At 46.1% G+C, this 15,373-nt stretch carries 17 protein-coding genes and 1 rRNA gene; 17 read left to right on the top strand and 1 reads right to left on the bottom strand.

The genetic code is table 11. The features are described from left to right. Positions 1-47 precede the first annotated feature (47 nt). From FHS17_RS28620 to FHS17_RS28690, 15 genes are all read left to right on the top strand, one after another. Positions 48-209, top strand: a complete 162-nt coding sequence (locus FHS17_RS28620; RefSeq protein ID WP_167282607.1) for a hypothetical protein — start codon at positions 48-50, stop codon at positions 207-209. A gap of 12 nt (positions 210-221) precedes the next feature. Next, a complete protein-coding gene (locus tag FHS17_RS28625; protein ID WP_167282609.1) occupies positions 222-368 on the top strand; it encodes a hypothetical protein in 147 nt (48 codons plus the stop codon). Beyond that, positions 365-790 (top strand): hypothetical protein, encoded by a 426-nt coding sequence (locus FHS17_RS28630; RefSeq protein WP_167282611.1) that lies wholly within the window; start codon positions 365-367, stop codon positions 788-790. The genes FHS17_RS28625 and FHS17_RS28630 overlap by 4 nt, the downstream gene beginning before the upstream one ends. Positions 791-815: 25 nt before the next feature. Next, entirely contained in the window at positions 816-1,301 is a 486-nt protein-coding gene (locus tag FHS17_RS28635) for a hypothetical protein (protein WP_167282613.1), read from the top strand. A 170-nt stretch (positions 1,302-1,471) separates the two neighbouring features. Then, positions 1,472-2,695, top strand: coding sequence for a M24 family metallopeptidase (locus tag FHS17_RS28640; RefSeq protein ID WP_208420609.1), 1,224 nt, complete (start codon positions 1,472-1,474; stop codon positions 2,693-2,695). Between the two features lie 30 nt (positions 2,696-2,725). Beyond that, positions 2,726-3,205, top strand: a complete 480-nt coding sequence (locus FHS17_RS28645; RefSeq protein WP_167282615.1) for a PH domain-containing protein — start codon at positions 2,726-2,728, stop codon at positions 3,203-3,205. After that, complete coding sequence (locus tag FHS17_RS28650) at positions 3,198-4,661, top strand: PH domain-containing protein (protein ID WP_167282617.1); 1,464 nt, start codon at positions 3,198-3,200, stop codon at positions 4,659-4,661. Before FHS17_RS28645 ends, FHS17_RS28650 begins: the two co-directional genes overlap by 8 nt. 115 nt (positions 4,662-4,776) lie before the next feature. Next, complete coding sequence (locus tag FHS17_RS28655; RefSeq protein ID WP_167282619.1) at positions 4,777-5,157, top strand: ATPase; 381 nt, start codon at positions 4,777-4,779, stop codon at positions 5,155-5,157. A 142-nt stretch (positions 5,158-5,299) separates the two neighbouring features. After that, positions 5,300-5,587 carry an Asp-tRNA(Asn)/Glu-tRNA(Gln) amidotransferase subunit GatC gene (gatC, locus tag FHS17_RS28660; protein ID WP_167282622.1) on the top strand — a complete coding sequence of 96 codons (288 nt, stop codon included), beginning with the start codon at positions 5,300-5,302 and terminating at the stop codon, positions 5,585-5,587. A 31-nt stretch (positions 5,588-5,618) separates the two neighbouring features. Beyond that, on the top strand, positions 5,619-7,079 hold the full coding sequence (gene gatA / locus FHS17_RS28665) for an Asp-tRNA(Asn)/Glu-tRNA(Gln) amidotransferase subunit GatA (protein ID WP_167282624.1): 1,461 nt from the start codon (positions 5,619-5,621) through the stop codon (positions 7,077-7,079). A 14-nt stretch (positions 7,080-7,093) separates the two neighbouring features. Beyond that, complete coding sequence (gene gatB / locus FHS17_RS28670; RefSeq protein WP_167282626.1) at positions 7,094-8,536, top strand: Asp-tRNA(Asn)/Glu-tRNA(Gln) amidotransferase subunit GatB; 1,443 nt, start codon at positions 7,094-7,096, stop codon at positions 8,534-8,536. 137 nt (positions 8,537-8,673) lie between these two features. Further along, positions 8,674-9,372 (top strand): MgtC/SapB family protein, encoded by a 699-nt coding sequence (locus FHS17_RS28675; RefSeq protein WP_341805937.1) that lies wholly within the window; start codon positions 8,674-8,676, stop codon positions 9,370-9,372. Next, positions 9,354-11,162, top strand: a complete 1,809-nt coding sequence (locus FHS17_RS28680) for a DUF6677 family protein (protein WP_167282631.1) — start codon at positions 9,354-9,356, stop codon at positions 11,160-11,162. The genes FHS17_RS28675 and FHS17_RS28680 overlap by 19 nt, the downstream gene beginning before the upstream one ends. 75 nt (positions 11,163-11,237) lie before the next feature. Then, the gene (gene perR / locus FHS17_RS28685) at positions 11,238-11,675 is read left to right on the top strand and encodes a peroxide-responsive transcriptional repressor PerR (RefSeq protein ID WP_167282633.1); all 438 of its coding nucleotides are present in this window, start codon (positions 11,238-11,240) and stop codon (positions 11,673-11,675) included. A 105-nt stretch (positions 11,676-11,780) separates the two neighbouring features. Next, positions 11,781-13,490, top strand: coding sequence for a glycosyl hydrolase family 18 protein (locus FHS17_RS28690; protein ID WP_243865598.1), 1,710 nt, complete (start codon positions 11,781-11,783; stop codon positions 13,488-13,490). Between the two features lie 76 nt (positions 13,491-13,566). Here FHS17_RS28690 and FHS17_RS28695 read toward each other — a convergent pair whose 3' ends face one another. Next, a complete protein-coding gene (locus tag FHS17_RS28695; RefSeq protein WP_167282658.1) occupies positions 13,567-13,908 on the bottom strand; it encodes a DUF2614 family zinc ribbon-containing protein in 342 nt (113 codons plus the stop codon). Between the two features lie 162 nt (positions 13,909-14,070). Here FHS17_RS28695 and FHS17_RS28700 point away from each other — a divergent pair, with 162 nt between their 5' ends. Both FHS17_RS28700 and FHS17_RS28705 read left to right on the top strand, forming a co-directional pair. Continuing rightward, positions 14,071-14,943 (top strand): nucleotidyltransferase-like protein, encoded by an 873-nt coding sequence (locus tag FHS17_RS28700; protein WP_167282636.1) that lies wholly within the window; start codon positions 14,071-14,073, stop codon positions 14,941-14,943. Positions 14,944-15,284: 341 nt separating this feature from the next. Continuing rightward, positions 15,285-15,373: ribosomal RNA gene (locus tag FHS17_RS28705) — 16S ribosomal RNA — on the top strand; the annotation flags it as partial.

Consider the following 15,373-nt stretch of genomic DNA (forward strand, 5'->3'; position numbering starts at 1 on the left):
ATAGCTTGGTTTTCAAAGAGAAAACTCTACAAGGGAGGTGAATAAAGATGCGCAATATTTTAATGACCGTCATGCTGCTTGTTGTCGTTATCGTTTTGTTTAACAACATTATTGCGGATAACACAACAGGAACAAGCAAGCAGATCCAAACACAAGGCAGCTCGGCTAATACGAAGATTGGTTCCATGTTAAGCTCTGGCTCAAATTAAGGAGGAGCAGCATTGAGAAGTTTACTTATATCGATGCTGCTTCTAGTGACCGTTATTCTGCTGTACACAGGTATTACCGGCGGCGATGACGGTACGAAGCGGCAAGTGGAGCGTTCCGGATCAGCTATCGGCGCCTATATCCGGCAGATGAGCCCATGAGAAATATATTAGTGTTTGTGCTCTTTGCTGCCATGGTGTGCTGGATGATGTTTTCTCCTATCTATAAACATGTACTAATCGCAAGACAGGCGGTGCTTCAGCAAGAGACCGATTATTTGCTGGAGGTTGGTGCAAGCGGGAGTTACGGCTATATTGATGCAGCGATGATGGAGCAGTCAAGAGAACGGCTGGAAGCATTTGGGGTGCAGCCTGAATTGGTCGATTTTGAGGTGACCGCCGATAACGGACTTATGGCGACAGATGCAGCCTCCCCACTGCCGCGCGGAACGGGGATCATGCTAAGTATGAGTTATCCTTACGAGGATTTGTTCCAGATCGATCGGTTAATCGGACTAACTCCACCGCCTCCCGGCAGTCGTATGAGGACGTTTGGGATGAAGATGAGCGAGTTCATGCCATAAGCATAAGCAAAGTCGAGGAGAGACCATGTATAAGCTGATGTTAATCGTATTAATGATGACCGTATGGGTATCCATACATTTTCTGCAGACAGATGAGGAAATGGCGATGAAGCTTCTTTATCAAGGGAAGCATGCCCTGAACCGCGCCGCTCATGCTGCTTCCCAGCAGCTTGACTCAGAAGCATTGGCGGAAGGGATTTTGCGAATAGATCCTGATGCAGCGGAAACGGCTGCGGCTTCTTATTTGCAGGCAAATCTGCAGTTAGATGCGGACGGGAATCCATTGCCAAACTCGCCTGTTCGGGAGCGGGTGAATGTGCTCGTATTTGAAATCATTAATAACGATCATACCTTTCCTTATACGTACCGGAATGAGCAATACGATTATGAAGCGACCCTGCAAAAGCCTGGAGTTGTCCTTATCATACATGTCGTTTATCCGCGGGCATTTACAATGCTGGGACCAATTGAATGGGATATTAAAGGCGTATCGGAGCTGACGGTAAGGTAGCGAAAGCGTACGTATTATGAATAATCACAGAGAGCTGAAGCATCGCTGCTTTTTATCATTATTCATTTTAGGAGGAGGATACGGAACGAATCCTTTCGTTCCCTGTTGACGATTGACCATAAAATTGATGTAATAAAGGGGGAATATGGAAGTTAGGAGTTGGGCTTCGAATGGATATAACAAAAGATATTTCTGAGGAAATAGTACGGGACCGCACGGACAAACTGCAGGAAGCGATGCGTGCTTCGGCGGTAGACGGGTTTCTTCTCACGCAAAATATAGATCTTTATTATTACACCGGCTCTATGCAAAGCGGATATGCCTTTTTTCCGTCGCATGGGGAACCGGTCTTCTTTGTGAAAAGAAGCGTTGAGCGTGCAAAGCTCGAAAGTGGCATTATGGTAAAGGAGCTGGGTGCATTCCGCATATTTGGCGAGACGCTGGCTAAGGCATTCCCGCATATCTTCAGTGGAACAGGCGGTAAGGTAAAAATCGCTGCAGACCTCGATGTACTTCCCGCACAAACCTATCTCAAGCTATCTGAGCTGTTACAAGCCTCCGGACCATGCGCACTCGTTGACGGCTCGCCGATCATTCGACGGCAGCGAATGATCAAATCCCCCCTTGAGATCAGCAGGTTTGAAGCTGCTGCAATAACGGTAGACGAGGCACTTAACGAAGCGCTGAATTTCTTGAAGCCAGGTGTAACAGAGCTGGAATGGATGGCACGTGTGGAGTATGAGCTGCGTATAAGAGGACATATCGGATTGATGCGAATGCGCGGCTATAATCAAGAGATCGCGACAGGAATGTTTATTGCAGGTTCGGCTGCGGCTATCCCTACTTATTTCGATGGTCCCGCAGGAGGACTTGGTCTTGGAGCAGCTTCGCCGCAGAGTGTCAGCCGCAGGGCCATTGAGCGTAATGAACCGATCCTGATGGATATAGGATGTTGTATAGATGGCTATGTGATTGATCAGACTCGGACAGCAGTAATTGGAGAACTGCCTGAGAAGCTTGTTCATGCCTATGAGGTTTCGGAAGCTATTATTAGAGAGGCCGAGAGGGGAATGGTACCGGGTGCTATTTGCTCGGCGCTTTACGCGAAGTCGCTGGAACAGGCAGATGCAGAGGGGCTTTCCTCACATTTTATGGGCTTTGGCGCAGATCAGGCAAAATTTTTGGGTCATGGCATTGGACTTGAGATCGACGAATGGCCGGTGCTTGCGAAAGGCTTCGATATCCCGCTCGAAGCTGGGATGGTTATTGCTGTCGAGCCGAAATTCACTTTTCCTGGTGCTGGTGTTGTTGGCATTGAGAACAGTTATTTGATTACAGAAGGAAGCCCTCGAGCTTTAACGTTTACCAAAGAAGGATTAATCAAGTTGCCGTAAGCATTTGGTAGACTGGGGAGGCTTCGTAAAATGTATCGTGTACTATCCAAGAGACTGCATCGTGACTACATCACTGTATATCGTATAAGCTCATTCTTTACGCATCTAGTGCTTTATCTTCTTGTTATTACTTATATTACGTTTGCAGCATGGAAGCATTGGACATTTATACCGGGTTATATCGGGCTGGTTGTTGTCAGCTTGTCGGCCTTTTTATTTATTAGTCTGATCCCTCAAGTGAAATACCGTAGGTTCAAATATGAGCTGTTTGACGAGGAGCTAGAAATCCAGTCGGGGCTTATCATTATTCGTAATGTACTTGTCCCGATGGTACGTGTGCAGCATGTGGAGCTGGAGAGCGGGCCGCTTATGCGCCAATATGATCTTGCAAGTGTGGCTGTAGTAACAGCTGCAACGACACATCGAATTAGCGGGCTCAAACAAAGTGAAGCACAGCGGTTGAAGAGACAAATCGGTATGCTCGCGAAAGTAGATGATCCTGATGATTAAGCGGCATAAAGCTCGCAGGCTTCATCCGATTTATATTGTTTTTCCGCTGTTTAATACAGTGAAAGGCTTGCTGCCGCTGCTTATTATTACCCTGCTGCAGGGAGTCAACTGGTCTTCATTAAATGGCTACATCTATTTAGGTATTCTGGCTGGAGTGACGTTACTGCTTTTTGCTGGATTATGGGGATGGCGCAAGTTTTCCTTTACGCTGGAGGATGATCGAATCGTCATTCGCAAAGGAATCCTTTTTCGGGATGAGAAGACGATCTACTTTGGCAGAATCCACTCCGTTAACCTGGAGCAGCCGCTGCTGCAAAGGCTGCTTGGCGTTACACAGGTTAAGATCGAAACACCGGGCGGGAATAAGAAGGCCGAAGGTATTCTTGCTGCATTATCCGAGCAGGATGCAAAGCAATTGCATAGGCTGCTTACGTCAACTGACGTGCAAACGGAAGCTGCCGAGCAGTCTGGCGACATAATGCATTCACCCATTCAAGATTTGAGTACAACAACGCATGTCAAATTAAGCTCGGGCCAGCTGCTATTAGCTGCTGCGACATCCCTTAACTTTGGCCTCGTAGCTGCATTTATCGCAGGTATGATCTCGTTGGCGGATGACTTTATTAATGAATTGGCTCCAAATTTATATTCAACGATCTACAACAAATCAACAAGTCTTAATCCCGATTATATGTTTATTGCAATTATGGCTGTTTCTGCGCTTGCACTAGCATGGCTGCTTTCGCTTGTTCTCTACCTTATCAAGTTTGCAGGTTTTACCGCAGAAAAGCGGGATGAGCAAATTGCGATCTCTTATGGCATTCTGGAGAAGAAGATCCACCACTTTGATGCTAAAAAAGTGCAGGCTGTTATTGTGCAGGAAGGTCTTATTCACCAATGGATAGGTTACGCACAGATCCAATTGCAAGTGGTCTCCTCAGATAAAATGGAGCGGCTGATGCTGCACCCTTTTCTGCCTAAAACGGCCTTGCAAGAGACAGTTGCTCATTTTGTATCTCAGTTTACAGTGAACGAGGTAACAGAGACAGCCCCGCGGAGAGCTTATTTTGATTATTTGTGGAAGGCACTTCTCATTACTTTCTTTGTTTGTGCCGTTCTCATTGGCCTTTTCCATGATAGGGGCCTGTGGTCGCTCATTTTAATTCCTGTTACTGCACTTTGGTGCTGGAGCTGTTTATCGGCTGCTGGTATGAGGCTGGAACATGGCCAGTTAACTCTCCGGAAGCGGAATTTAGCAAGGATTACTTACTACATGCGCAGACCACAAATTGTTTCGATGAACATCAGTAGGACGAGAGGGCAGCAACGCAGGCAGCTCTTGTCTGTCTCAGCCCATGTGCTTGGCAGCTTGCAGGGGTATCGTGTATTTTGCTTGGAGCGGGCAGACGTGGAGCGAATTTGGCGCTGGTATAGCAGAGATAAGAAAGATAATTAAATAAAGAAGGTTATGGAAAATCGCTAAGGTGGCTATCTTCCATGATTGGACACCGCTATTATTTTTTAGTAGGATAATAGTGATAGACAGCGGCTGATAGACAGGAGTGAAGACGATGCTGAAATTAGGGGAAAGAGTTGTTATAATCGCCGACCAATTCGAACAAAATCTCCCTGTTGGGGAGTATGGTTATATAATTGCTTACGACCGTAATGCGGACAATGTATTTGACTATGTGGTAAGAGTACCTGCGGCTAATCGTAATTTCCTCGTTCCAGATGAGGATGTTGAGCTGGAGGAGGTTCTTATACAGGAAGAGGTTGACCGAATTGAACGGGAAGCTCTCATCGATTATGCGCTGGCAACCTTTAACGAAGAATTGTTTAAGCGGATTATGAAAGGCGAAGAAGAGCCTGAGGAACTGGAAACTACGGTCGGCGAAAGCCAAACGAGTGAAGACTTTATTCGCCAGGTTAATCTGAAGGCGTGGATATAACAGCAATCATAGAGCGGAGCTTATCCTTAACTTGGGAGAGGCTCCGTTTTCATTTTGCATGCTGTACCACTTTGTGAAATGACGATTTTAAGCTATAATAGGAGGAATGAGTACGAGGCTTACAAGGGAGGACGAAGCATCCATGAGCATTACGATAAAAGACGTTGAGCATGTTGCCAATTTGGCTCGGCTTGAACTGACAAACGAAGAGAAAGAACAATTTACGGGACAGCTGAACGCGATCCTGAAATATGCGGAGAAGCTGGACAGCCTGAACACGGACAATGTCGAGCCGACAAGTCATGTTTTGCCGATTACGAATGTAATGCGGGAAGATGTGACTCGTGAGTCGCTGCCGATCGAGAAAGTGCTGCTTAATGCACCGGATGAAGAAGACGGTCAAATAAAAGTACCGGCTGTATTAGAATAGAACTTGAGGTATTCGAAGGGAGGAACTGCTGTTGGCACTGTTTGATTTACGCCTACAGGATGTACATAGCAAGCTGAATAATAAAGAACTGACGGTTTCGGATTTGGTGGATGCTTCTTATCGCCGTATTGCCGATACTGATCAAGCCGTAAAAGCGTTTCTTACATTAAATGAAGAGAATGCACGCCGTCAGGCGGATGACCTGGACAAGCAGCTTCAAGAGGGCGGCGAACGTGGTCTTCTGTTTGGTCTGCCGGCAGGCGTGAAAGATAATATTGTAACGGAAGGGCTGCTCACTACTTGTGCGAGCCAGTTCCTGAGTAACTATAACCCGATTTATGATGCGACAACTGTTTCCAAGCTGAAATCGGCACAGTCGATTACAATTGGTAAACTTAACATGGACGAATTTGCAATGGGTGGTTCCAATGAGAACTCCAGCTACTACCCGACTCGTAACCCATGGAATACGGAGTATGTGCCAGGCGGCTCGAGCGGCGGTTCCGCAGCTTCTGTTGCTGCTGGACAAGTCTATTTCTCCCTAGGTTCCGATACAGGCGGCTCAATCCGTCAGCCTGCTGCTTATTGCGGTATTGTTGGTCTGAAGCCAACCTATGGCCTCGTTTCACGTTTTGGTCTCGTTGCATTCGCATCGTCCCTTGACCAGATTGGTCCACTTACGAAAAACGTCGAGGATTCCGCTTATGTCCTGCAAGCTATTGCCGGCTATGATGAGAAAGATTCGACATCGGCTAATGTGAATATTCCTGACTACACAAGTGCTCTGACAGGTGATGTGAAAGGCCTCCGTATTGGTGTGCCTAAGGAGTATTTGGGTGAAGGTATCGATCCGAAGGTGAAAGAAGCGGTCATGCAGTCGCTGAAAACCTTCGAAAGCATGGGAGCAACTTGGGAGGAAGTATCTCTTCCGCATACGGAATATGCAATTGCGACTTACTATCTGCTTGCTTCTTCGGAAGCATCGTCTAACCTGGCCCGTTTCGACGGGGTTCGTTATGGTGTTCGTGCAGACAATCCGGATAATCTGATTGATCTGTATCGCAAATCGCGGAGCCAAGGCTTTGGTCCGGAAGTGAAACGCCGTATCATGCTTGGTACGTATGCACTTAGCTCCGGTTATTATGATGCGTATTATTTGAAAGCACAGAAGGTGCGTACGCTTATTAAGCAGGACTTCGATAATGTCTTCAATCAATACGATATCATCATCGGTCCAACGGCTCCAACAACGGCCTTCAAGATTGGCGAGCAGGTTGGCGATCCGCTGACGATGTATCTGAACGATATTTGTACCATTCCGGTAAGCCTTGCTGGTATCCCGGCAATCAGTGTTCCTTGCGGAACAGCGGACGGCATGCCGATTGGCCTGCAGATCATCGGTAAAGCATTTGATGAATCGACCGTGCTGCGTGCAGCTCATGCGTTTGAGCAGCAAACCGAATTCCATAAATTACGGCCGCAGCTAGGGTGAAGGGAGATATAACGATGTCTGAAGCGACACAATATGAAACAGTAGTCGGTCTGGAAGTGCACGTGGAGCTGCATACGAACAGTAAAATTTTCTGTGGCTGCTCTACAGCCTTTGGTGCACCGGCTAATACCCATACATGTCCGGTATGTCTCGGGCACCCCGGCGTTTTGCCGGTATTGAACAAACAAGCAGTTGAATATGCGATGAAAGCAGCAATGGCGCTTAACTGCGAAATTGCAGATATCAGCAAATTTGACCGTAAAAACTATTTTTATCCGGATTCGCCCAAAGCGTATCAAATTTCACAATTTGACCAACCAATTGGTGAGAACGGCTGGATCGATATCGAAGTGAATGGCGAGACCAAGCGTATTGGCATCACTCGTCTCCATCTGGAAGAAGATGCGGGCAAATTGACGCATGTTGATGGTGGGTTTGCTTCACTCGTTGACTTCAACCGTGTTGGTACACCTCTTGTTGAGATTGTATCCGAGCCGGACATCCGTACACCGGAGGAAGCGAAAGCTTATCTGGAGAAGCTCAAAGCGATCATGCTTTATTGCGATGTATCTGATGTGAAGATGGAAGAAGGCAGCCTTCGCTGCGACGCCAACATCAGCCTACGTCCTTATGGACAAGAGAAGCTTGGTACACGTGCTGAGCTGAAGAACATGAACTCTTTCCGCGGCGTTCAACGTGGTCTGGAATATGAACAAATCCGCCAAGCGGAAATTTTGAATGACGGTGGTGTAGTTGTTCAAGAGACACGCCGCTGGGATGATGCGCAAGGTAAAACCTTCTCGATGCGGGGCAAGGAAGAATCGCATGACTATCGCTACTTCCCGGACCCGGATCTTGTTCGCCTGAACATCAGCCAAGAATGGAAGGATCGCGTACGCGCATCGATTCCTGAACTGCCGGATGCACGTAAGGCTCGTTACACAAGTGAGTTCGGATTGCCGTCCTATGATGCAGAAGTTATTACCTCTTCCAAGAAGCTGGCTGATTTCTTCGAGGAAAGCTTGAGCTATACGAAGGATGCTAAAGCGGTATCTAACTGGATTATGGGTGATTTGCTTGGTTATTTGAATGCGAATAGCCTGGAGCTCTCCGAAGTGAAAATTACCGGACAAGGGCTCGGGGAAATGATCGGCCTGCTTGAGAAAGGTACGATTAGCAGTAAAATCGCCAAGACCGTCTTCAAATCGATGCTGGAAACCGGCAAACTGCCGCAGCAAATCGTTGAAGAGCAAGGACTCGTTCAGATCAGCGACGAAGGTGCACTTGTTGCGGTTGTCGATCAAATTATCCAAGCGAATCCGCAATCTGTTGAAGACTTCAAAGCAGGTAAAGATAAAGCGATTGGATTCCTGGTCGGCCAAATTATGAAAGAGACGAAAGGCAAGGCGAATCCAGCGCTTGTCAACAAGCTTCTGCTTGAACGTCTGAAAGCATAATTGCCTATTTGCCTATTAGACAGACGCCGCTCATCCTACGAGATGAGCGGCGTCTTTTCATGGAATGCAAGTCCACAAGCATACTAATATGATACAATTATGTTCATGAAAGGTTGTGCTGCCACTTGGGTCATGATATTGCAAATCCTTGGTATATTAATGAGCTTCATTTGGGGCTGAGGCTGCTGCTTGCCATGCTGCTTGGCGGGCTGATCGGATTGGAACGTGAGCAATCCAATCATGCAGCTGGACTTCGTACGAACACGCTTGTATGTATCGGTTCCTGTTTGCTGATGCTTTTATCCATATATGGATTTTCTTCTTTTGTAAATGAGCCAAATGTGCGAGTGGATCCGGCCCGGCTAGCTGCAGCTGTTATTACAGGTGTTGGCTTTTTGGGAGCGGGGACGATTTTGTTTACGGGCAAATCAATTACGGGCCTTACAACTGCTGCGTCGTTATGGGTTGTCTCGGCGATTGGCCTAGCTGTTGGCGCAGGGTTTTATTTTGCCGCAGCCGTTTCAACAATTTTGGTACTCCTTATTTTATGGGCATTTAACAAACTGGAGAAAAGATATATCAGCACCAAACGGGAGCATCAATTAATTGTTCAAGCAGATGAGCAGTCGACAATCGTTCGTACGCTCAATACGCTGCTGACAGAAAAGCAGATTGTTATTCGTAAGGTGATGCTGGAGGAAAGCGGCAAGCGGGAACATGGATTACAGCAATTTATGCTTCATTTAACCGTACAGCTTCCGAAAAATGAATCCTTATTATCTTTATTGGAACAAATTCAGCAGATGGAGGGCGTGCATTGCGTGAGTTCGGACTAGATCGGCCCAAGAGCAGGCTTCTTACACTGCTACTCGCTTTTGTGCTCCCTGGAGCCGGTCATCTATATACAGGACGGTATCAGAGGGGACTGCTGCTGATTGCCGGAGTAGTTCTTGATTTTGCTGCAATTATTCGACTAGCTGATGCGAACGCTGCAAGGCATTTGCTTTTTATTGTATATCTAGGCATAACGGTGCCGGTGTATTACTTTGTCAGCGTCTTTGATGCTCTTCAGACGAGGGACATTACGGAGGAAGATACAACGGAGCAATTGTCTCCTCTGATTGGGCTGCTGATTATGACTGCTGGCCTGCTGCTCTTTATTCTTATTGATCCTCCTGCGGCCCTCATTCCATGGATGGATGATTTGGCTGAACTGGCGGTTGGCCCATTTCTTACGGGATTAGCGATCGTATTATTGGTTTGGCGAGTGAAGGGAGTTCAGTCCATGTTTCGATTAGGACGGTTCACGTCCGCAATATTTATTATTACGATTGGCAGCTTGCTGTTGTGGGATCAGGTACAGGAGCGGAATGACGTTGCCTTAATCGGAAATTGGTGGCCCGCTGTTTTTATATTGCTTGGTGCCGAGATCATTATTTACAGTATTATTTATCGAAAAGGTACAAAAAAACTGCGTTTTGACTTTGCAGGTGTCATCATAGCACTTGTTATTTCCCTTGTAGCCTTTACAGTGACCCAATATGCAGAATTGCCGTTTAGATGGCTTGATCAATACGTTGATTTGAATGGCTCTCCAGATTATGGTGAAGAGAAGGGCTTTAAATTCGTGAAGGAGACGGATACCGTACCTTTTGATGCTGCGGCTATATCCAAGCTCAAAATATCCAATCCGAACGGGAAAGTAACGGTTCGCGGTGGAGGCAGCAATCAGATTGTCATCGATACGGAAGTTTGGGTAGATGTCAGTGATGAACAAGTAGCAGATCAAATTGCGAGCAAATCTACTGTGGAGAGAGTCTCCGACGCCGATTCAATGACAATTACAGCTAAAGGCGAGCCATATGGTACGAATGGAAGCCGGAAGCCTCGGATGAATATGGTTATTACGGTTCCGCAAAAGGCAATTGTTCCTGAGGAGCCTATTGATAGCATCGAAACGCCGCCTGTGGACGGCACCGATACCCCTACCCCTGAAGTAGATCCGGTCCCTGAGATGGCAATAACGGTTGATGTTAATAATGGACCAATAACTGCCAGCGGTTTATCAGCACCTGGCGGTATACAGCTTAAGAGCGATAATGGTGATATTGGAGTCCAGCAGACAAACGGTCCGCTGACTATTCATGGATTAAATGGCGGGATCAAGCTTCAGAATGCAGCAGGTGATGCGGAGTTGTCTACAAAGAATGGTGCCGTTTCCGTGGCTTCCTTAACGGGTAATCTTACTGCGGAGACTTGGAATGGTGCTATGGACTTAAGCCAAATTACAGGCAGTGTTCAAGCAGATACGAAGAATGGTAAGATTTTGATAAAAGAAGCAGCGGGAGAAGTAAAAGCTTCCACTCTTAATGGTAATATTGAGCTTGCTAGTGCTGTGATTGGCGGAGATTGGGATCTTGACAGCACAGTAGGTGAAATCAAGCTGCGTGTTCCTCATATCGGTGATTACTCGGTATTTGGATCCGTTACTTTCGGCAGTATTACAACGGATTTACCACTGAATATAAGTAAGAAAACCGTTCGGGGAACAATTGGTTCTGGCGATTACCGTATTCAGGTGAATGCAACTAACAGTATTTACATACAGTGGAATGAGAGCAATTGATGAGCGCTTTCATTGACAAACCATTTTGAATGAACGTACAATAGTTGTATCTACTAAGTGAAGGGCGTGAGGGGAATGGGAGCCAGCGTTAACGAAGCAATAGAGCAGTTGAAGATGAATGGCGTCCGTATGACCCCGCAACGTCACGCCATATTGAGTTATCTGATGGGTTCTATGTCACATCCGACAGCCGATGAGATTTATAAGGCACTGTCACCGAACTTTCCGAGTATGAGCGTGGCTACGATATATAATAACTTGAGGTTATTTGTCGAAGCGGGTTTGGTTCGCGAATTAACCTACGGTGACGATTCCAGCAGATTTGATGCGGATTTGTCCGACCATTACCATGCGATTTGCAAGAGCTGCGGACAGATTGTCGATTTTGAATACCCGCCGCTTTTGGAAGTGGAGCGAGCTGCTTCCCATAAAACCGGCTTTACGGTTGAAGGGCATCGAATGGAAATTTACGGAGTTTGCTCTAGCTGCTGCGAGGCTGCTGTTCGAGCATAACGAAGCTAGTTAATAGTTGATTGATAACAAAGGCGTGCATAGATGCGGTAATTCGCGGATTTGCACGCTTTTTTACATCATAAGGAGAGTGAGCAATTGGAGACGATGTACACCAGGGCGCCACGCCGTCGCAAGGGCGGAGGAGCATGGTATACGATGCTGTTCCTGCTATTCATTGCGGCTGCTATGGCCGTTTGGTTTATTTATATGAAGTTTATACCGAACCAGCATTTAACGACGCCAGATTATACAATGGAACACCCGATTACCTACCAGGGCGAAGTGATGGAACAAGGGGCCATAATAGAAAAAGATGAAGTGATGCTGCCGATTGCAGCTGTACAGCAGGTTCTTGGTACGGACGAGCCTATTTATTATGAGGCAGAAACCGGTTCTATTATTTTAACCACATCTAATAAAGTTCTACGATTAAAGACAGATGCTCTTACAGCGCAGCTTAACCAGAAACCTTATGAGCTTCATATAGCTGCAAAGACTAAAGATAACGTCGTATATTTACCTATTACACCTCTTGAAGAGCTTTATGGTCTGAAAGTTGAGTATAAGCCTGACTCAGGCATCGTTATTTTACTCCAAGCGGGGGAATCTATACAGCAAGCGAAAGCTCTAAAGTCAAAGGGAAGTGCGATCAGGACGAAGACAAGCATCCATTCCCCGATTTTAGAGAAAGTACCGCAGGGTGAAATTATCCGCATTTGGGGAGAGAACAAAGGCTGGCTGTTCGTCCAAGGTCCTGAGGGGCAGCTTGGTTATATGGAAAAAGGCAGTATGCAGTTAGCAAGTATTGAAAAAGTTCCTCAACCGGATAAGGAAGATGCTTTTATTCCATGGAAAGTGCTCGGCAGCAAAATTAACCTCACTTGGGAAGCAGTATATGAGAAAAATCCAGATCCGGCGTCCATTGGTACGCTTAAAGGTGTGAATGTCGTTAGTCCAACCTGGCTTGAGCTGCAGGATGGTAAAGGCACCATTAAAGGTAAAATTGATCCGACTTATGTACGCTGGGCGCATGAGCAGGGGATGCAAATTTGGGCCCTATTCAGTAATGGGTTTGAGCCTGAGCAGACAACAGCAGCACTAGCAAAGGCAGATACGCGGTTCTCTATGATTCAGCAGCTGCTTGTCTTTGCCGAAACGTATCATCTTCAAGGCATTAATATTGATTTCGAGAATGTGCGAACATCGGACAAAGCTAATCTTGTGCAATTTGTGAGGGAGCTTACGCCGCTGCTTCATGAACAAGGGCTTGTTGTATCTATAGATGTAACGCCAAAGTCTAACAGTGAGCTATGGTCATTATTTCTTGATCGTGAGGCACTCGGGCGGACTGTCGACTATATGATGGTGATGGCATATGATGAGCACTGGGCTACTAGTCCGGAAGCAGGTTCGGTAGCATCACTTGGCTGGACCGAAAATGCTGTTAAGCGCATTATCGAAGAGGATGGCGTCCCTTCAAATAAGATTATATTGAGCATGCCATTATATAGCCGGATTTGGACAGGCCAAGACGGAGAAGTAAAGTCCAAAGCAGTAGGTATGGATAAAGTAAAAGATATTATTGCAACCAAGAAACTAACACCTAAGTTTGATCAAGCTTCAGGTCAGAATTATGTGGAATATAAAGAGGATGGCGTACTCAACCGCATATGGATTGAAGATGCAACCTCGATACAATCCCGTGTTAAGCTGATGCATGATCTTGATCTAGCCGGCGTAGCGACATGGAATCGTTCCTTCCAGACGGCATCGATCTGGCCCATCATAGATGAAGCGATAAACAAAAGGCCATAATAGTTATTATCCGCAATATATAAAAGAAGCTGCTACAAAGGGTTCAGTACCCGATGTGGCAGCTTCTTTTGTTCTATTAAACCGAAGGTTCATGTGTCGCCTGAGCGGGATCAAGCGTCAGTATGGTTTTACAGTACATACAACGGTCGGTTTTGCCAAGCATTTTTGTCGGTCGGTGACATTCCGGGCATTCCAGCATTGTTGCACTGGTGGACATCATCCCTGCCCAGAAGTACACAACGCAGCTAATTAGGAGGGAGATCATTCCGATGACCATAAAGATAGCGGCAAATATTTTGCCGGCATGTCCCCACCAAACGATTCCGCCTGTTCCAATGATCATGACACCCATGCCAACCAGAGTAAAGACGAGGCCCCACAAACGGAATTCATTGATTTTTGCCGATTTGAAAAAAATCTTATTCACTATTCCATTCCTCTCTGTGACGACAGACATATGTAAGGAATACGGTTTTCTTAAAAAGGAAGCAGGAAACCGCCCCAGTTTGTCGAAAAAGATAATACTATACAGATAATTATTATAGCTTAATCCCATTGGATTAGCTATATGGAGGCCCAAGTGAGTACGAAACAGTATTTTATAGAAGCGTATCGTTCGCAACCGGATTTAGTTGGACTGTTAGCAATAGAGAATCCGTATCCATATAATCCGCTTGTTGAGGGATTGGACGTATTAATTTTTGTTGTTCGAGAAAGTGTGCGCAGTGAATCAACCGAGCATGTTTGTTTGAACGGTCAACGGATCATGATTCGGACGGTTGATACCGATCGTTTGGAACAATGGATTGCCAACAGAGGGCAGGGCAGCATTATCCAATGGATGGTTCGGGGGGAGATATTAATGGAGCGCGACAATTATTTAACGAACATTCGCGAGCAGTTGATGTTATTTCCGGATATGATGAGAGAGCAAAAGCGTTTCGCTGAGTTTTCTGGATTCCTGCGTACTTACTTACAAGCAAAGCAGGATATTGAAGATAACAACATATTGGATGCACACAGTAATGTCATGGCCGCGCTTCATCATTGGGCTCATATTGTTCTAATAGAAGAAGGCCATCATCCCGAATTGACTGTGTGGCGGCAAATTCGCAGAGTTCATCCGGGTGTATATAAGCTGTACGAGGAATTGACGGCAAGTCCAGAGTCCTTGGAACAACGTGTGCGTCTGGTTATGCTTGCTTGTGAGTTCACCGTTATGAACAAAATGAAAGCATGCTGCGCCTTATTGTTTGATGCGATCAGCAGCCGGCAGGAGCCTTGGAGTATATGTGAGCTCCAGAACTACCCTTCGATTCACGAGCTTCATATTGATCTGTCCCTTGTTGTACAGAATCTTGTGAAACGCGCGTATGTCCGTGAGGTTGCTGTTATGCCCGATAACGGGGACCCTGATATTATGGAATTAAAGTACCTCCTGACGGCAATCTAATGTAGAAGTGTACGTAAAATACCCGTTATTCTTAACGGGTATTTTATTTTGATTAAAGGGTTGACTTACCTTTTAGCCCTGTGGTACATTAATACTCGCCGCTTTTGAAGCAAGGCGTTCTAAGTCGAAAACGACAACCGAAAAAATTGTCGAAAGTCGAAAAAAAGTACTTGCAATCAACTAGGCATCTGTGATATATTATAAAAGTCGCCGCTGAGATAAGAGGTCGACGAATGCAAGAAAAATTGTTCTTTGAAAACTGAACAACGAGCAAAACTGCCCCGTTAGAAATAACGGAAATAGCGATAAAAACAAAGTTTGAGCAAGTCAAACAGAACCATTTCATGGAGAGTTTGATCCTGGCTCAGGACGAACGCTGGCGGCGTGCCTAATACATGCAAGTCGAGCGGATCTTTTCCTTCGGGAAAAG

Source organism: Paenibacillus lupini, from assembly GCF_011761355.1.
Taxonomy (GTDB): Bacteria; Bacillota; Bacilli; order Paenibacillales; family Paenibacillaceae; genus Pristimantibacillus; species Pristimantibacillus lupini.